Raw genomic sequence first — 16,266 nt, forward strand, 5'->3', positions numbered from 1 at the left:
GAAATTAACGCACGTTGGCGCAGGTCAGGCAAAACGCGTAACGGTTTTGCGGATCGTTAAAGGCCGCCAGCTTGTCGCTTTCGCTTTTAACGGTTGAAGCGACCGAGGCCAGCGGCGCAGGCAGCATGGCCTGGAGCGTATCTGGCAGCATTGTCCGTACTGAACCTGACATGTTGTCCATCACCTTGTCGAAGAAGGTCGGTTCATCGACGTAATATTCCAGATGCCATTGTTTCAGTTTTGCCAGTTCAGCCGCTTTGGCAACTGCATCATCGAAATCACCGAGACTATCGACCAGCCCATTCGCTTTTGCATCCTGACCGGTCCAGACATGGCCCTGGGCGATTTTATCAATCTGCTCTGGCGTCGAATTACGCGAATCAGCAACCAGCGTGATAAAGCGTTTATAGCCGTTCTCAATGCTCAATTGCATCATCTGCTGCACTTCTGGCGGCAGTGATTTAGTGATGGAAACATCTGCCAAGGGTGATGTAGACACGCCATCGGTATGTACACCAATCGAATCAAGGCTGTTTTCTACAGTGGTGATCACGCCGAAGATCCCGATAGAACCGGTCAGGGTGCTCGGGTTAGCCACAATGTAATTGGCCGGCGTGGAGATCCAGTAACCACCGGATGCTGCCATACCGCCCATTGACACAACCACAGGCTTGCCAGCGGCTCTGGCAGCTGCCAGTTCAGAGCGAATCACTTCAGAAGCCGTTACGCTTCCGCCAGGGCTGTTTACGCGCAGAACGATCGCTTTCACTTTCGGATCAAGGCGAGCGTCACGGATTTGTGCCGCAGTCGTATCGCCGCCAACATTCCCCTGAGTTTCTTCGCCATCCATAATCGCGCCATTAGCGAAGACGACACCGATGCTGTCGCCGGTATCTGCCGGAGTTTTCAGTGCGTAATCGTAATAACTGATGGCGCGATAATTTTTATCAGCCTTGCTCCAGCCAAACTCTTTGGTCAGGGCTTTTTCAATTTCGGCATTCGTTGCCAGCGCGTCGACCAGTTTGTTGTCCAGCGCGTACTTCGCAGTATCGCCGCCCGTTTCGGTTAAGCCAGCAAGTAGCCCTTGCGCCCCAGGGAATACCTGCTGGGCAGAGATCTGGCGGTTAGCGGCAACGGTGTTGAGATAGTTTTGCCACAGTTCGCCAATCCAACGGCTATCGGCTTCGCGAGCCGCCGGGGACATATCATCACGAATAAACGGTTCAACGGCAGATTTATACGTACCCACGCGGAACACATGGGTGGAAACTTTCAGCTTATCCAGCAACGATTTGTAGTACAGACCGTTGGTGGCAAAACCGTGCAGATCAACCACGCCTTGCGGGGACAGCCAAATTTTATTGGCGAAACTGGCGAGATAATATTGCCCCTGGCTGTAGTTCTCACCAATGGCATAAACCGGTTTACCGCTGTCACGAAACTCTTTCAGAGCCTTACCAATATATTGCATGGAAGGTTGATCGCCGCCCGCAAAGTTTTTCAGATCCATCACGATACCGGTGATATTCCGGTCATCTTTAGCCTGGCGAATCGTGTTCACGATATCAAACAGCGAATTTTCCTGCAGACGATCGGAACTGGCGCCAAGCAGCTGGCGGCTTAACTTACTAAACCGCTGCGAACTGTCGGGCTTATCGACGATCACGCCTGAAATATCGAGCAGTAATGCGCCACGACCGGCGGTTTCTTTGGTATCGCTACTACTGACCTGCATCCAGATCCCCACGCCAACCAGCACGAGGAAAATAAAGAACAGGTTAAGTACCATTTCACGGACAAAATTGAGCAGACGCCACGTCCATTTAAAAAATCCGGCAATAAATCGCCAAAGGGTTCGCATGTATTCTCCCAGACTAAAGGTCACACCTGTTGCAGGTGCAATAGATGTGGTTATCGTAATGACCCAACCGGCACTTGTCAGCAGGAATCGCGGACTGTGCTGTAACAAAATCCACTCTCGTGTTAATTTTGTGAATAAACATCATGACAGGAGTTAATCAAATGGATGCACTCGAACTATTGATCAACCGCCGAAGCGCCTCACGTCTGGCTGAACCTGCTCCGACTGGCGAACAACTGCAAAATATCCTGCGTGCCGGAATGCGTGCACCGGACCATAAGTCCATGCAACCGTGGCATTTTTTTGTGATTGAAGGGGAAGGCCGCGAACGTTTCAGTACCGTGCTGCAACAGGGTGCAATTGCTGCGGGTAGTGATGATAAAGCTATCGACAAAGCCCGTAATGCCCCGTTCCGTGCGCCGCTCATCATCACCGTGGTGGCGAAATGTGAAGAAAATCATAAAGTCCCGCGTTGGGAGCAGGAGATGTCTGCGGGTTGCGCGGTTATGGCGATGCAAATGGCGGCGGTTGCCCAGGGCTTTGGCGGCATCTGGCGTAGTGGCGGGTTAACCGAAAGTCCGGTGGTGCGCGAGGCGTTCGGTTGTCGGGAGCAGGATAAAATTGTCGGCTTTCTCTATCTCGGCACGCCGCAATTGAAAGCGTCAACGTCGATTAACGTTCCGGATCCGACGCCGTTTGTGACTTATTTTTGATAATTTTCGCAAAACTGTCTGGATTATGAGCAAAGGCGCAGGAATTCAGACACTCTCACTTATCACTTCACGGAATGAAGGTTACCATACCCGGATTGCATTGACAGGAGATGTCCATGAGCGAGAACTCGATTCGTTTGACCCAATACAGCCACGGAGCAGGTTGCGGCTGTAAAATTTCCCCAAAAGTGTTGGAAACCATTCTGCACAGCGAGCAGGCGAAGTTTGTTGATCCGAATTTGCTCGTGGGTAACGAAACCCGCGACGATGCGGCAGTATACGATCTTGGTAATGGCACCAGTGTCATCAGCACCACCGATTTCTTTATGCCGATCGTTGATAATCCTTTCGATTTTGGCCGCATTGCGGCGACTAACGCCATCAGCGATATCTTCGCGATGGGCGGCAAACCGATTATGGCCATTGCGATCCTTGGCTGGCCGATTAATAAACTTTCCCCGGAAATTGCCCGCGAAGTGACTGAAGGTGGACGCTATGCATGTCGTCAGGCGGGTATTGCGCTGGCTGGCGGTCACTCCATCGATGCGCCGGAGCCGATTTTTGGTCTGGCGGTTACGGGGATCGTACCGACCGAGCGAGTGAAGAAAAACAGCACCGCACAAGCCGGATGTAAACTGTTCCTGACAAAACCTCTGGGGATTGGCGTTCTTACCACGGCTGAGAAAAAATCACTGCTGAAACCGGAACATCAGGGACTGGCGACGGAAGTGATGTGCCGGATGAATATCGCAGGTGCGTCATTTGCCAACATTGAAGGCGTAAAAGCGATGACCGACGTCACCGGTTTTGGTCTGCTGGGCCATTTGAGCGAAATGTGCCAGGGGGCAGGCGTGCAGGCTCGCGTCGACTATGAAGCGATCCCGAAACTGCCGGGCGTGGAAGAGTACATTAAACTGGGCGCTGTGCCGGGTGGCACCGAACGCAACTTTGCCAGCTACGGACATTTGATGGGCGAAATGCCGCGTGAAGTACGCGATCTGTTGTGCGATCCGCAAACTTCTGGTGGTCTGCTGCTGGCGGTTATGCCGGAAGCTGAAAATGAAGTCAAAGCTACCGCAGCCGAGTTTGGCATTGAACTGACGGCGATTGGCGAGCTGGTGCCTGCGCGTGGCGGTCGTGCCATGGTTGAGATCCGTTAATTCAATGCGGTTGTTTATAGCCGAAAAACCGAGTCTGGCACGCGCTATTGCTGATGTCCTGCCCAAACCGCACCGTAAAGGCGATGGCTTTATCGAGTGCGGCAATGGTCAGGTGGTGACCTGGTGTATCGGTCACCTGCTTGAGCAGGCGCAGCCAGACGTCTACGACAGCCGCTATGCGCGCTGGAATCTGGCGGATTTGCCGATTGTCCCGGAAAAGTGGCAACTGCAACCGCGCCCCTCCGTAACCAAACAACTTAACGTCATTAAACGCTTTCTGCATGAAGCCAGTGAAATTGTTCATGCCGGTGACCCGGATCGTGAAGGGCAATTGCTGGTGGATGAAGTGCTGGACTACCTGCAACTGGCACCGGAAAAGCGCCAGCAAGTTCAGCGTTGCTTGATCAACGACCTGAATCCGCAGGCGGTTGAGCGGGCGATCGATCGTCTTCGCTCCAATAGCGAGTTTGTACCGCTATGCGTTTCTGCACTGGCGCGAGCGCGTGCCGATTGGCTATACGGTATCAATATGACCCGCGCGTATACCATTCTCGGTCGCAATGCTGGCTATCAGGGTGTGCTTTCCGTTGGGCGCGTACAGACTCCCGTTCTTGGGCTGGTGGTGCGGCGCGATGAAGAAATAGAAAACTTCGTGGCAAAAGATTTCTTTGAAGTCAAAGCGCACATCGTGACGCCTGCCGATGAACGATTTACCGCCATCTGGCAGCCGAGTGAAGCGTGCGAGCCGTACCAGGATGAAGAAGGGCGCTTATTGCATCGACCGCTGGCGGAGCATGTGGTTAACCGCATCAGTGGTCAACCGGCTATTGTCACCAGCTATAACGATAAACGGGAATCAGAATCCGCGCCGCTGCCGTTTTCGCTTTCGGCGTTGCAGATTGAAGCGGCAAAACGCTTTGGTCTGAGTGCGCAGAACGTGCTTGATATCTGCCAGAAGCTATACGAAACGCACAAGCTAATCACTTATCCGCGTTCCGATTGTCGTTATTTGCCAGAAGAACATTTTGCCGGACGCCACGCGGTGATGAATGCCATCAGCGTTCATGCGCCGGGACTATTGCCGCAGCCGGTGGTTGACCCGAATTTACGCAACCGCTGCTGGGATGACAAAAAGGTCGATGCTCACCACGCCATTATCCCGACCGCGCGTAGTTCTGCCATCAACCTGACGGAGAACGAATCGAAGGTCTATAACCTGATTGCTCGTCAATACCTGATGCAGTTCTGCCCGGATGCGGTGTTCCGCAAGTGTGTTATCGAACTGGAAATAGCCAAAGGCAAATTTGTCGCTAAAGCCCGTTTTCTTGCCGAAGCAGGCTGGCGCACGCTGTTAGGCAGCAAAGAGCGCGATGAAGAAAACGACGGCACACCACTGCCTGTAGTCGCGAAAGGCGATGAGTTGCTGTGTGAAAAAGGTGAAGTGGTAGAGCGGCAAACGCAGCCTCCACGCCATTTTACCGATGCAACACTGCTTTCGGCGATGACCGGGATCGCGCGCTTTGTGCAGGACAAAGATCTGAAAAAGATCCTTCGTGCGACCGATGGTCTGGGGACAGAAGCAACGCGTGCCGGGATTATTGAACTGTTGTTCAAGCGTGGTTTCCTGAGCAAAAAAGGGCGCTATATCCACTCCACCGACGCCGGAAAAGCGTTATTCCATTCGCTGCCAGAAATGGCTACGCGACCGGACATGACCGCACACTGGGAATCGGTGCTGACGCAAATCAGCGAAAAGCAGTGTCGCTACCAGGACTTTATGCAGCCGCTGGTGGGGACGCTATATCAGCTAATTGATCAAGCCAAACGTACGCCGGTGCGGCAGTTTCGCGGCATAGTGGCTCCGGGCAGTGGTGGCAGTGCTGATAAGAAAAAGGCTGCTCCGCGTAAACGTAGTGCGAAAAAAAGTCCGCCATCAGAAGAAGCGGGCAGTGGAGTGATAACATAAAGGTCGGATGCCTGAATCCCAACTCACTGATACAGCACCTTTCGTAGGCCGGATAAGGCGTTCACGCCGCATCCGGCAGATGCCTGATGCGGCGCTAATGATTTAAATCACACCCTGCGCCAGCATTGCATCGGCAACCTTCACAAAACCGGCAATGTTCGCGCCCTGTACGTAGTTGGTTTGCTCACCTTCACCACCATGCTCAACACAGGCATGGTGGATATCCAGCATAATGTGATGCAAACGGGCGTCGACTTTCTCGGCTTTCCAGCCCAGACGCGCAGCGTTTTGCGCCATTTCCAGGCCCGATGTTGCTACACCGCCAGCATTAGCCGCTTTACCCGGAGCAAACAGTACGCCTGCCTGCTGGAACAGTTCAGTCGCTTCGATGGTGGTTGGCATATTTGCCCCTTCCGCCACGGCTTTAACGCCATTGGCGATAAGCTGATGCGCGGCATCTACGTCCAGTTCGTTCTGGGTGGCGCAAGGCAGGGCGATATCAACCGGTACGGACCACGGCTGTTGGCCTTCGAGATAGACCAGGCCAAATTCTTTGGCGTAATCGGCAACGCGACCATCGCGGCTGGCTTTGATTTCGATAAGACGCGCCAGTTTCTCTTTTGTGAATCCGCTTTCATCAACCACTGTGCCGCTGGAGTCTGATGCCGTGACCACGCGAGCGCCAAATTCCATCGCTTTTTCGATAGCGTACTGGGCGACGTTGCCGGAGCCAGAAACGGAAACGCGCATTCCTTCAAAACCCATACCGTGGCGTTTCAGCATCGCTTCTGTGAAATAAACCAGACCGTAACCGGTGGCTTCCGGGCGAATCAGACTGCCGCCAAAAGAAAGGCCCTTACCGGTGAAGACGCAGGCGGTATTGTTGGAGAGCTTTTTCATCATCCCCGCCATAAAGCCGACTTCACGACCACCAACGCCGATATCACCTGCCGGAACGTCGGTATCCGCGCCCAGGTGGCGATACAGTTCGGTCATCAGTGCCTGGCAGAAACGCATCACTTCGCCTTCGCTTTTCCCTTTCGGGTCGAAATCGCTGCCGCCTTTACCACCGCCCATCGGCAGGGTAGTCAGGGCATTTTTGAAGGTTTGCTCGAAGCCAAGGAATTTAAGAATGGAGAGGTTAACTGACGGGTGGAAACGCATACCGCCTTTGTACGGACCGATGGCGGAGCTGAACTGGACGCGCCATGCTCGGTTGACCTGCACCTGGTTGCGATCGTCAACCCATACCACGCGAAACTGGATCACGCGCTCCGGTTCAACCAGGCGCTCCAGTAATGACATCTGGCGATATTGGGGATTTTGTTCAAGAAAAGGCCAGAGAGTAGTCATTACTTCACGAACGGCCTGCGCGAACTCGGTTTGATTCGGGTCGCGCTTTTGTACATGGTTGAGGAATGACTCCAGAGAATATGTCTGATCCATAGATATAAAACCCTTATATATTAAGACGATTGTGCGTATGTTGTTTGTTTTGCAGTTTTCGACTATACCATCAAGAATGTGACGGTAAGCAAGTAAAAAATGGCACCGGAAAGCAAATTAATAATGTGAGGAATTTATAAACGCCGCCTAATGTCGGATACATCTTCTTCGGCCTACCAAAATGGGGACATTTGGTGGATAAGGCATTCACGCCGCATCCGGCAACCAGACGCTAAAGTTTTCCCGCCAGGTTACCGTTATCAGTAGCAGAGACAACGAAATATAAGGAGTTTCCTGTGAATCGAGCATTGCTCGCTGTAGCGTTGGTATTCCCGTTTTTTGCGCTGGCTAATCAGCATTATCGTCCGGATGTGCAGGTAAATGTGCCGCCGGAAGTGTTTAGTTCTGGTGGGCAGTCGGCGCAGCCCTGTAACCAGTGCTGCGTTTATCAGGATCAAAACTATTCCGAAGGGGCAGTGATTAAAGCAGAGGGAATACTGCTGCAATGCCAGCGGGATGATAAAACTATTAGCACTAATCCGCTGGTCTGGCGGCGCGTAAAGCCATAAAAGCATTTAATAGTGGGATGTCAGCAGGGGCCAGCGGATATTGCATCGCTTCTTCAGGTGAGCACCAGACCAAAGCCTGATGCTCATGTGCCTGTAACGTCCCGTGGAAGTCGGGTACGTGCCAGGCATGAAGATTGATAATACGCCCTGAAACTTCCCGCTGGTGGCTGGCTACATATTTCCCGATGATAGCATCGATACCGAGCTCTTCACGCAGCTCGCGTATCAGCGCCTGCGGCTGGCTTTCTCCTGGTTCGACTTTACCACCAGCAAATTCCCATAATCCCGCTTGATCGCTATGCGCAGGGCGTTGCGCGATTAAAATTTTGCCATCCCGTTCGATGATAGCGGCAACAACATCAATCATTTCCATAAATTACACACGGTCGAATACAGGAAAAATGCCATAATATCCGCAGTGTTGCCCGAGCTGAAGGGTTTTATTTCTTAAGGAGTACCCGTGTTAGACCGCCATCTTCATCCCCGAATTAAGCCTTTGTTGCATCAGTGCGTGCGGGTTCTGGATAAACCTGGCATTACACCTGATGGTTTAACGTTAGTGGGATTTGCCATCGGCGTGCTGGCACTGCCGTTTCTGGCACTGGACTGGTATTTGGCGGCGCTGATTGCCATTTTACTGAACAGGTTGCTTGATGGTCTGGACGGTGCGCTGGCGCGGCGCAGAGGGTTAACCGACGCGGGGGGCTTTCTCGATATTTCGTTGGATTTTCTTTTTTACGCGCTGGTACCGTTCGGGTTTATTCTCGCCGCACCGGAACAAAATGCGCTGGCGGGCGGCTGGCTGCTGTTTGCGTTTATCGGCACGGGCAGCAGTTTTCTCGCATTTGCTGCACTGGCGGCGAAACATCAGATTGATAATCCCGGTTATGCGCACAAATCGTTTTACTATCTGGGCGGGTTAACAGAAGGCAGCGAGACGATTTTGCTGTTTGTTTTAAGTTGTCTCTTTCCGGAATATTTCCCGTGGTTTGCATGGATATTTGGCGCGCTTTGTTGGATGACAACATTTACGCGGATTTGGAGTGGATATCTGACGCTGAAGTCGCTTCAGCGTCAGTAATTGCCGTGTTATTGGCTACTGTCCGGGCCGCGTTCACCGGTTGCTACCGGATTTTTTGGATCGCTGCTCCATTCGTACCAGCCACCGTCATAAACGGAGACGTTATTCCAGCCCATGGCGCGTGCGTACATAAAGGTTTCAGACGCGCGCCAGCCGGTGCCGCAGTAGAATGAAACTTGCTGATCTGGTTTGATATTCCACGCTTTCCACATAGCGGCAATATCATCGGCGCTGCGCATGGTGCCATCCGGGTTATGGAAATCTTCCATATGGGTCGAGTCGCTGCCTGCGTGTCCCCAACGTGCCCCGGCTATTTCACCTTTTGGTTTAATGTAGCTGTAACCGCTGGTCGTACCGATAAATTCTGGCCACGAACGAATGCTCACCAGCGATGCATCCCGGCGATGCAGCAGCCCGCGAGCCTGCTCCATATCAAGCATCAGTTGTGGTTGCGCAGGGATCTTCACGCCGAAGTCTGGTTCCGCTTTCACTTTCGGTGGCGTACCGCGCTCAACGGGCAGACCTGCGTCGGACCAGGTTTGCCAACCGCCGTCCAGAAGGCGGACATCTTTCACGCCAGCGTAGAGCATAATTTGCGCCACGCGCGCTGCGGCGTAAACATCACGCCCGTACAGAATGACCGTGGTGTCATGACGAATGCCGTGCTTCGCCAGCATTGCTTTAAGCTGTTCGTCAGAGACTTTATTCCACAGTGGTTCGCTTTCCACTTCGTTGGTATCGATGTAGTCAGCGCCGGGAATATGGCTGATAAGGTAAAGCTTAGGTGCGCCCCAGGCCGCTTCGATCACTTTCCAGTCACCCGCAGGTTTCGCCGTAACTTCTTTACCTTGTTGCAGGTCATGCAGCCACTGCGGATATACCAGCTGTTCAAAGTGAGGCAGTTTTTGCAGTCGGGAAGGTTCGCTTAGTGCATCACTCAAGATAGAGATATGCGTAAAGCCTGCTTTTTGTAGTCGCGTTTTGACGGCATCGACATCTTTGTCATTACCGTACAGCGCCACCGGGGCATCCGTTTTCAGGTTATGTAGCTTGATCCACTCGTTGAGCTGCTCAGTGCTCATTTTGTCGAGCCAGCTTGCAGAAAGGTTTAAGGCGGCAGGTTCATGACCGGAAGGGCCATTTAGGGTTTGTGGCCAGCCGTTATAAAACGCGCTGGGGCGAGTATCAATCGCTTTGCCATTTTGTTGTTGAAGCTGGTCAAGTGTAAGAGGCTTCGTAAGTTCAGCGGCCCACGAAGAAGCGCAAGCCAGCCCTAAAGCCATTGCCAGCGCGGTCATTTGAGAAACACGTTTCATCGAAAATCCCGACATTGTAGTTTTGAGTGCGCCATTCTGAACTGACACATCGGGAAAAACTTTGCGTTATCGCAGTTTGTTGTAATTTTCTGACCACTGCGTCATATCCAGAACGGGACTATCGGCAGGAACATCCTGAAGATCGTGGGTTACCTGAACGACGGGGATCGCCAGCTCGCGAACTTCATTGAATACCCACTGACGAAAATTATCGCGCAGAGCTACGTCAAGACGGCTGAACGGTTCATCAAGCAATAATGCCTTTGGCTGAGCGAGAAGGGCGCGCAGCAGGGCCACCCGCGCTCGCTGACCGCCTGATAATGTCGCAGGATCCTGGTGATAAGTTTCAGCCAGTCCCGCTCGCTCAAGCGCGTCTTTCACGGCATTGCGCCTGTCAGTCCCCTTGAGCGTCGACGGTAGCGCCAGCAGTAAATTTTGTCCGACGCTGAACTGGTCAAATAACAGTGCATCCTGGAAAAGAATGCCAATCTGACGCCGGGCGGTGGGCAGGGTATCGATACGTTGATCATTGAGCCATAGCTCACCTGTACAAGAAAATTGCCCGGCCAGCGCACCAATCATCCATGAAAACAGCGTAGATTTACCGCAGCCTGAGGGACCCATTAACGTGACAATGTCACCTTTATTGACTGTAAAGTTAACGTTTGTCAGCAAGCGGCTTTCTGGTAAACGTAGCGAAACATTTTTCACGCAGAGCATTAGCGGAGTCCTTGTCTGACATAACCTACCCATTTTGCGACTAACGCGGTCAGGGCAAAAATAATAAGTGGCAATAGCAGTTGCCATAAAGCCTGGGCGGCGAGAATACCGTTGCTGCCGCCGCTGCTTAGTGCCACCGCTTCGGTGGTGAGCGTCGAGAAACGTCCGGCTCCCAGCCACAGCGTTGGCATATACTGCGCAATACTGACTGAAAATCCGACAGCGAAGGCAATCAGCGCAGGGCGTAACATCAGCGGACATTTCACGTAAAAGAAGATTTTGACACGCGACCAGCCCAGTGTTTGCGCAATCAAAATTAACCGTGAATCAATGCGCTGCCAGGCGGGTTGCAGGATAAACAGCATCCACGGAATTACCCACAGCAGATGCCCCCACACCACCGCCGTCCAGCTACCATCCAGATTGAGCCAAAGCGCCAGCGTGTACTGGCCTGCCACCAGTGGCAAGGCGGGTAATAATATGGGCAACCATAGCCACAACTGGCGATGTTGTGGCCCCCATTCCAGCCACAGCAGCAACAGAACCAAAGCGATGAGTGTCGCCACCAGTCCCATCGTCAGGCTATTGAGCAGCCCCTCGTGATTGATCGTTGATTGATCCGCGAGGATCGCCAGCAGAATCACACACAGCACGCCAGTTAAGGGTAACAACTTCGCCAGCATCTTCCCTGGCAATAAAGGCGTGGATGGCATGCGAATGCCATCTTCCCGGGGGAGCGTGCATCGCCAGGCGCGCCATAACAGATAACCAAGCAAAACGTAGACGGCGAGTAACAGCATCAGCAGCAGGCTGGCAAGTGCGCCTTTCGTTTGTTGATCGGCGTCGCCCTGGGTTAACCACTGCCAGCTAATTACCGCCAGCGTCGGTGGATTACCAGGCCCAAGAATAATCGCTACATCCACGACCGAAAGCGACCAGGCGACAATCGCCAGCATCGCCATTGCCAGCGCAGGCGCGACGGAGGGCAACAACAACCAGTTCAGACATTGCCAGCGGCTGTAGCCCAGCGAATCCAGTACAATAACTTGCTGCACCAGGCGTTTTTCACTCAGTGCTGCCGATAAGATCCAAAGCAGAAATGCGCTTTCTTTCACCGCAAGGGTGAGGCCCAGACCGATACCCAATTTGTCCATCGGCGGAATGAGAAAAGGGAAAAACTGATAAACCAGGCCGCCGTCAGCAAACAGCAGCAGGGCGCTGGTGGCAAAAGCCACGTGGGGGATGGCGAGTAGCCACGGCAGACGGGCGCACATACGCTGCCATTTCGGCCCAGGCCATAGCGCTACTATCACCAGCAGGGCAATAAACAAAGCGCCGACCGCCGCGATGGTTGTCGACACCAGCGTTGCCAGTAATGCCTGTGGTAGCTGCAGATCGGCAAATAACATCTGCCAGTGCGTCAGCGACATGGCAGGTGTTATCAGCGTGAAAGCCGACGGAACCAGCGGTGCGTAAATCACCGCCATCACCACCCACAGCAAAAAAATTAATGCGTACCGTAACGGCGTAGCCATTCTTGTTCCAGCGCATTTACCCAACCAGCATGCGGTTCCGCCAGTACCGGCGGCAGATTCTGCGGCATTCTTGATTGCAATGTTTCACGCTGCCCGGCAGGTAGTTTTTGCGGATCGAGAACCGAAGGATCGCCCCAGACAGCGGGATCCGCTTTACGCAGTTGTGCTTCAGGTGACAACAGGAAGTTGGCGACGACTTTTGCCGCAGCACTGGCAGTTGCGTTGGCTGGAATGGTGACGAAATGCACGTTGCCAATCATTCCCTCGCTAAAGCCAAAGTTGTAACTGCTGGTGGGTAAATCGCCGCTGGATATTTTTTGCTGCGCATGTGCGGGGTTAAAGGTCAGCGACAGGCGCAATGTGCCGGCTTTCAGCAGAGCATCCATCCGCGCGGGCGAAGGCGGGAAATCCTTTCCTTCGCGCCACAAATACGGATGCAGTGCATCAAGATATTGCCACAATGGCGCAGTGACGCGGGCGAAAGTGGCATCGTCCGGCGCTTTTTTTAATGCAGCGGGATCGGGCGTCAGCATAATCAGCAGCTGTTCAAGAAACGCGGTGCCGGTAAAGTCCGGTGGGCGCGGATAGGTAACCGTACCAGGGGTGGCTTTGGCAAATTCCAGCAAGGATTGTGGCGTTTTCGGTGGCTGTGGTGTCTGATCGCGTCGGGCGATAAATGTCAGCTGTGCGCCGCCCCAGGGCGATTCCGCACCTTGTGTCGGCACAGAAAAGTCTTCTCGCACCGGCAGCTGTGTGTCGACATAGCGCCAGTTGGGTAGCGTTTCCGCCCAGTCAGTTTGCAGTAAATTAGCCTCTTTTAAGGTGCGGAAGTTTTCGCCATTCACCCAGAGCAGATCCACCGAGCCGCCCGTTTTACGTCCGGCAGTGGCTTCTGTCTGAATGCGCTTCGCCGCGTCTGCGGCATCCGCCAGACGAACAATCTTCAGGTTTATAGCGTAATGGGTTTTCATCTCGCCGCTAACCCAGTCGAGATAGCGGTTAATCGCGGTGTCGCCGCCCCAGGCGTTAAACCAGACGGTTTGCCCTTTGGCCTCATTTTTAATTTCCTGCCAGTCACTGGCATGTGTTGCCAAAGAAAACAGCGATAACAATCCCAGCAACCATACACAATGGCGCATCATCTCTCCTTAAGAACGTTTGTCAGGAATACGGCACAGCCCCTGAGCGGGAATGTCCATGGCAGAATTAAAACGGGCTGACAGATTTTGCAAGCCGATCAATGCCGTCAGCTCGGTGAGCGCCTGGGCGTCAAAATGCGTAGTCAGTCGGGTGCGCAGGGCATCATCGACCGTTGGCGGCGTAACGCTTGCCGCTTCGGCGTATTCCAGCGCCAGCCGTTCTTCGTCGCTGAAGAGCGGGCTTTGCCGCCAGTCAGCTACCGCCAGCAATTTATCGGTGCTGCCGGTACGCTCGGCGACTTTCATACTGGTGATATCCACGCAAAACTCACACAGACACATTTGCGCGATACGCGCGCTGACAAGCGATCGCACTACTGGATCGAGCGGTGAGCGTTTGCGATCCAGCCAGCCAACAAACATCGACACCAGATAAAAGATAAACGGAATCCGCCCCCACCAGCGGATGGGGCTTAACACCTCGCCGTAATGGCGACGATGCAGCCACGCCTGTGGACGTAAAATTAAAGGGATTTTGCTAAGCGGTGGTAACCCCATCAGGCATTCCTCTTCTGGCGCTCAAGCCATATTTTTTTCGCCATAAAAATCACCACGGTCAGAGCAAACAGAATAAACAGTCCGGTGACAAACCAGAAAGTACCGCCTGTTAACATGCTGCCCGCCCAAGAATAGACAATGGTTGCCGGTAACTGACCAAGCCCGGTGGCGATAAAAAACGAGCGAAAACGTATTGAAGTCAAACCGGCAGCATAGCTGATTGGATCAAAAGGGACAAAAGGCAATAACCGACATACCAGGATGGTGTGTTTGCCGTAGCGAGTGAAAAAGCCGTCCATACTGTCAAGCACGGTTTTGCCGGTTAACTTTTCCACCACTTCACGGCCCATTACTCTGGCGATAAAAAAGCACAGCGCCGCGCCTACCATCGAACTGGTCCACGACAGCAAGCCGCCCCAGAACGCGCCAAACAGCGACGCATTGGCAAAGGTGATTAAAAACGCAGGTAGCGGTGCAGCAATGGCCTGTAAAATCATCAACAAGAACGAGACAACTGCCGCTAGTGCGCCGTAAGACTGAATAAAGCGTTCTATACCCTGTTGGTCCACGGCGGCAAACGCCGCAACGCTGCGATTGATAAAATCATGGACGCCGGGAAGCAGCGCCCATGCCAGCAGCATCGCGAACAACAGGATGATGAGTGTTATGCGGTAGTACCAGATTTTACGCGATTGCATTTTCATCATCCTTTATCCTGGTTTTATTCGGCGATTTTAAAGGTAACCGTTGCCAGCGTGTTATCTGCCGGGAGAACCGAGGCATTGCCTTTGAATTTCACTTCGCTGCGTTTTTCCACCGCACCATAAGTGTATGTCGCATTGCTGACAATACCGACCGGGCAACTATCCAGACATACCAGGCAGCCCGTTTTTTTCTCTTCAGCTGCCGTTAAATTACCGCCAAAGCGCATGTCCAGTTTCTTGCCATTACTGTCAACAATCACGTCATCGAAGGAATACGCTTTTGCCGCCCCTTGCCAGTTAACTGAAATATCCAGTTTGCTGCCTGTGACATGAGTCGTTTCTTTATTATCCATCGTCATGTTTTCGCCCGGCATACCACCTGCCTCTTTCAGGGCTTCATAAAATGCTTTCGGCGTGGCATAACCCATAAACAGCGATTTATGTCCGTTGGAGCCATCTTTAAACACAATACCGTGGCGGGTATCGTCGGTGAGGAAACGCCCATTAATTTGTACCAGCATGGTTACCGTATGGTTATTTGCATCGACACGTAGCGGCTGGCTGTCCGAAAGCCCGTCGTATTCCACTTTTGCCGCCGTATTCTCTTTTTGATCACAGCCACTAAGCCCCGCAACGGCCAGTAAACACAGCGCAGCCAGTCCTTTTTTCCATGACACTGAATAATGTTGCAACCTCGTTCTATCCTTCATTTTTTGTGTGAGTAAGTGGGCTGCGGCGCGAAGCAGACAGATCCACATGTTTGTGTCGGGCGTAGAGTTTGGCGAGCTGGACGAGAATAAACAGCGCCAGGCCCGCCAGACAGAGTTGTAAAATAAAGCGCAGCGAAATGCCTTCACTGGCAAGATCGCTGGCCATCACGGTATAAATCACTATTCCAGGCAGAGTGGTTAATGCCGAAATAAGGGTATAAGGCCAGAAGGTGATGGCGGTTAATCCGTAAGCGTAATTTTGAATATTGTATGGAAATAGCGGGATTAAGCGGGTCAGAATAAGAAAATCGATACCGTTACGCGTAATGCCTTTTTCAATAGCCTGAAAAGTGTGGCAATGACCGACGTATTTCAACAGTAAATCACGCCCCAGAAAGCGCGCCAACAGGAATGAGCACGACGAGGCCAGCGTGGCGGCAATTAACGAAAGTAGCGTTCCTGTTAGCGGGCCAAAAACTATTCCTCCAGCGATCACCAGTACGCTGCCCGGTAGCAGAAAGAGGGTGGCGATGATGAATAACAGAATATAGAGGCTATAACCGAACAATCCGCTCTGGCGAATGAGTGTCTGTAAGTGGGGTAAATCGGTGAGTAGATCGAATAAACCGAAAGCATGGATAGCGTAAATTATCAGCGCAAAAAACAGACAGGCAAAAAGAAATTTACGCTCAGCGTTCATCGTGGAGTTTCCTATATCAAACTTGATAATAGAGAAGTGGTCAGACAACTAAAAAACGCAGCGACGGTATAACAAAGGACGGCGGGCA

The 16,266-nt window shown here is 52.7% G+C and carries 16 protein-coding genes; 5 read left to right on the forward strand and 11 right to left on the reverse strand.

Annotated features, from left to right (window positions below; translation table 11 throughout):
• Positions 1–4: 4 nt before the first annotated feature.
• On the reverse strand, positions 5–1,861 hold the full coding sequence (gene sppA, locus FEK42_RS03560; RefSeq protein WP_130208356.1) for a signal peptide peptidase SppA: 1,857 nt from the start codon (positions 1,859–1,861) through the stop codon (positions 5–7).
• 161 nt (positions 1,862–2,022) lie between these two features.
• Here sppA and FEK42_RS03565 point away from each other — a divergent pair, with 161 nt between their 5' ends.
• From FEK42_RS03565 to topB, 3 genes are all read left to right on the forward strand, one after another.
• Positions 2,023–2,574, forward strand: coding sequence for an NAD(P)H nitroreductase (locus FEK42_RS03565; RefSeq protein ID WP_130218825.1), 552 nt, complete (start codon positions 2,023–2,025; stop codon positions 2,572–2,574).
• A gap of 116 nt (positions 2,575–2,690) precedes the next feature.
• A complete protein-coding gene (gene selD / locus FEK42_RS03570) occupies positions 2,691–3,734 on the forward strand; it encodes a selenide, water dikinase SelD (RefSeq protein ID WP_001295485.1) in 1,044 nt (347 codons plus the stop codon).
• Between the two features lie 4 nt (positions 3,735–3,738).
• Positions 3,739–5,700 (forward strand): DNA topoisomerase III, encoded by a 1,962-nt coding sequence (gene topB / locus FEK42_RS03575; RefSeq protein WP_130259870.1) that lies wholly within the window; start codon positions 3,739–3,741, stop codon positions 5,698–5,700.
• Between the two features lie 102 nt (positions 5,701–5,802).
• Here topB and gdhA read toward each other — a convergent pair whose 3' ends face one another.
• Entirely contained in the window at positions 5,803–7,146 is a 1,344-nt protein-coding gene (gdhA, locus tag FEK42_RS03580; RefSeq protein ID WP_130259869.1) for an NADP-specific glutamate dehydrogenase, read from the reverse strand.
• A 296-nt stretch (positions 7,147–7,442) separates the two neighbouring features.
• On the opposite strand from gdhA, the gene FEK42_RS03585 reads away from it, so the two are divergent.
• Positions 7,443–7,715 carry a YnjH family protein gene (locus FEK42_RS03585; protein WP_130208347.1) on the forward strand — a complete coding sequence of 91 codons (273 nt, stop codon included), beginning with the start codon at positions 7,443–7,445 and terminating at the stop codon, positions 7,713–7,715.
• On the opposite strand, the gene FEK42_RS03590 is transcribed toward FEK42_RS03585, so the two are convergent.
• A complete protein-coding gene (locus FEK42_RS03590; protein ID WP_135492699.1) occupies positions 7,681–8,088 on the reverse strand; it encodes a pyrimidine (deoxy)nucleoside triphosphate diphosphatase in 408 nt (135 codons plus the stop codon). The two genes, FEK42_RS03585 and FEK42_RS03590, sit on opposite strands and share 35 nt — an antisense overlap.
• 87 nt (positions 8,089–8,175) lie before the next feature.
• Here FEK42_RS03590 and FEK42_RS03595 point away from each other — a divergent pair, with 87 nt between their 5' ends.
• Positions 8,176–8,796: a CDP-alcohol phosphatidyltransferase family protein gene (locus FEK42_RS03595; protein WP_130208343.1), complete on the forward strand. Its 621-nt coding sequence runs from the start codon at positions 8,176–8,178 to the stop codon at positions 8,794–8,796.
• Positions 8,797–8,804: 8 nt separating this feature from the next.
• Here the strand turns inward: FEK42_RS03595 and ynjE are convergent, their stop codons facing one another.
• From ynjE to FEK42_RS03635, 8 genes are all read right to left on the reverse strand, one after another.
• Positions 8,805–10,112 (reverse strand): thiosulfate sulfurtransferase YnjE, encoded by a 1,308-nt coding sequence (ynjE, locus tag FEK42_RS03600; protein ID WP_135492698.1) that lies wholly within the window; start codon positions 10,110–10,112, stop codon positions 8,805–8,807.
• Between the two features lie 66 nt (positions 10,113–10,178).
• Complete coding sequence (locus tag FEK42_RS03605; protein ID WP_130259865.1) at positions 10,179–10,832, reverse strand: ATP-binding cassette domain-containing protein; 654 nt, start codon at positions 10,830–10,832, stop codon at positions 10,179–10,181.
• Positions 10,832–12,367: an ABC transporter permease subunit gene (locus FEK42_RS03610; RefSeq protein WP_138211737.1), complete on the reverse strand. Its 1,536-nt coding sequence runs from the start codon at positions 12,365–12,367 to the stop codon at positions 10,832–10,834. Before FEK42_RS03610 ends, FEK42_RS03605 begins: the two co-directional genes overlap by 1 nt.
• A complete protein-coding gene (locus FEK42_RS03615; RefSeq protein ID WP_138211755.1) occupies positions 12,340–13,506 on the reverse strand; it encodes an ABC transporter substrate-binding protein in 1,167 nt (388 codons plus the stop codon). The genes FEK42_RS03610 and FEK42_RS03615 overlap by 28 nt, the downstream gene beginning before the upstream one ends.
• Before the next feature lie 9 nt (positions 13,507–13,515).
• Positions 13,516–14,064 carry a carboxymuconolactone decarboxylase family protein gene (locus FEK42_RS03620; protein ID WP_135492697.1) on the reverse strand — a complete coding sequence of 183 codons (549 nt, stop codon included), beginning with the start codon at positions 14,062–14,064 and terminating at the stop codon, positions 13,516–13,518.
• Positions 14,064–14,771, reverse strand: a complete 708-nt coding sequence (locus tag FEK42_RS03625; RefSeq protein WP_135492696.1) for a TVP38/TMEM64 family protein — start codon at positions 14,769–14,771, stop codon at positions 14,064–14,066. Before FEK42_RS03625 ends, FEK42_RS03620 begins: the two co-directional genes overlap by 1 nt.
• Positions 14,772–14,785: 14 nt before the next feature.
• Entirely contained in the window at positions 14,786–15,478 is a 693-nt protein-coding gene (ydjY, locus tag FEK42_RS03630) for a lipoprotein YdjY (RefSeq protein WP_135492695.1), read from the reverse strand.
• Positions 15,468–16,178: a TVP38/TMEM64 family protein gene (locus tag FEK42_RS03635; protein WP_135492694.1), complete on the reverse strand. Its 711-nt coding sequence runs from the start codon at positions 16,176–16,178 to the stop codon at positions 15,468–15,470. Before FEK42_RS03635 ends, ydjY begins: the two co-directional genes overlap by 11 nt.
• Between the last annotated feature and the right edge of the window lie 88 nt (positions 16,179–16,266).

Source organism: Escherichia sp. E2748 (assembly GCF_005781125.1).
Classification (GTDB): Bacteria; Pseudomonadota; Gammaproteobacteria; order Enterobacterales; family Enterobacteriaceae; genus Escherichia.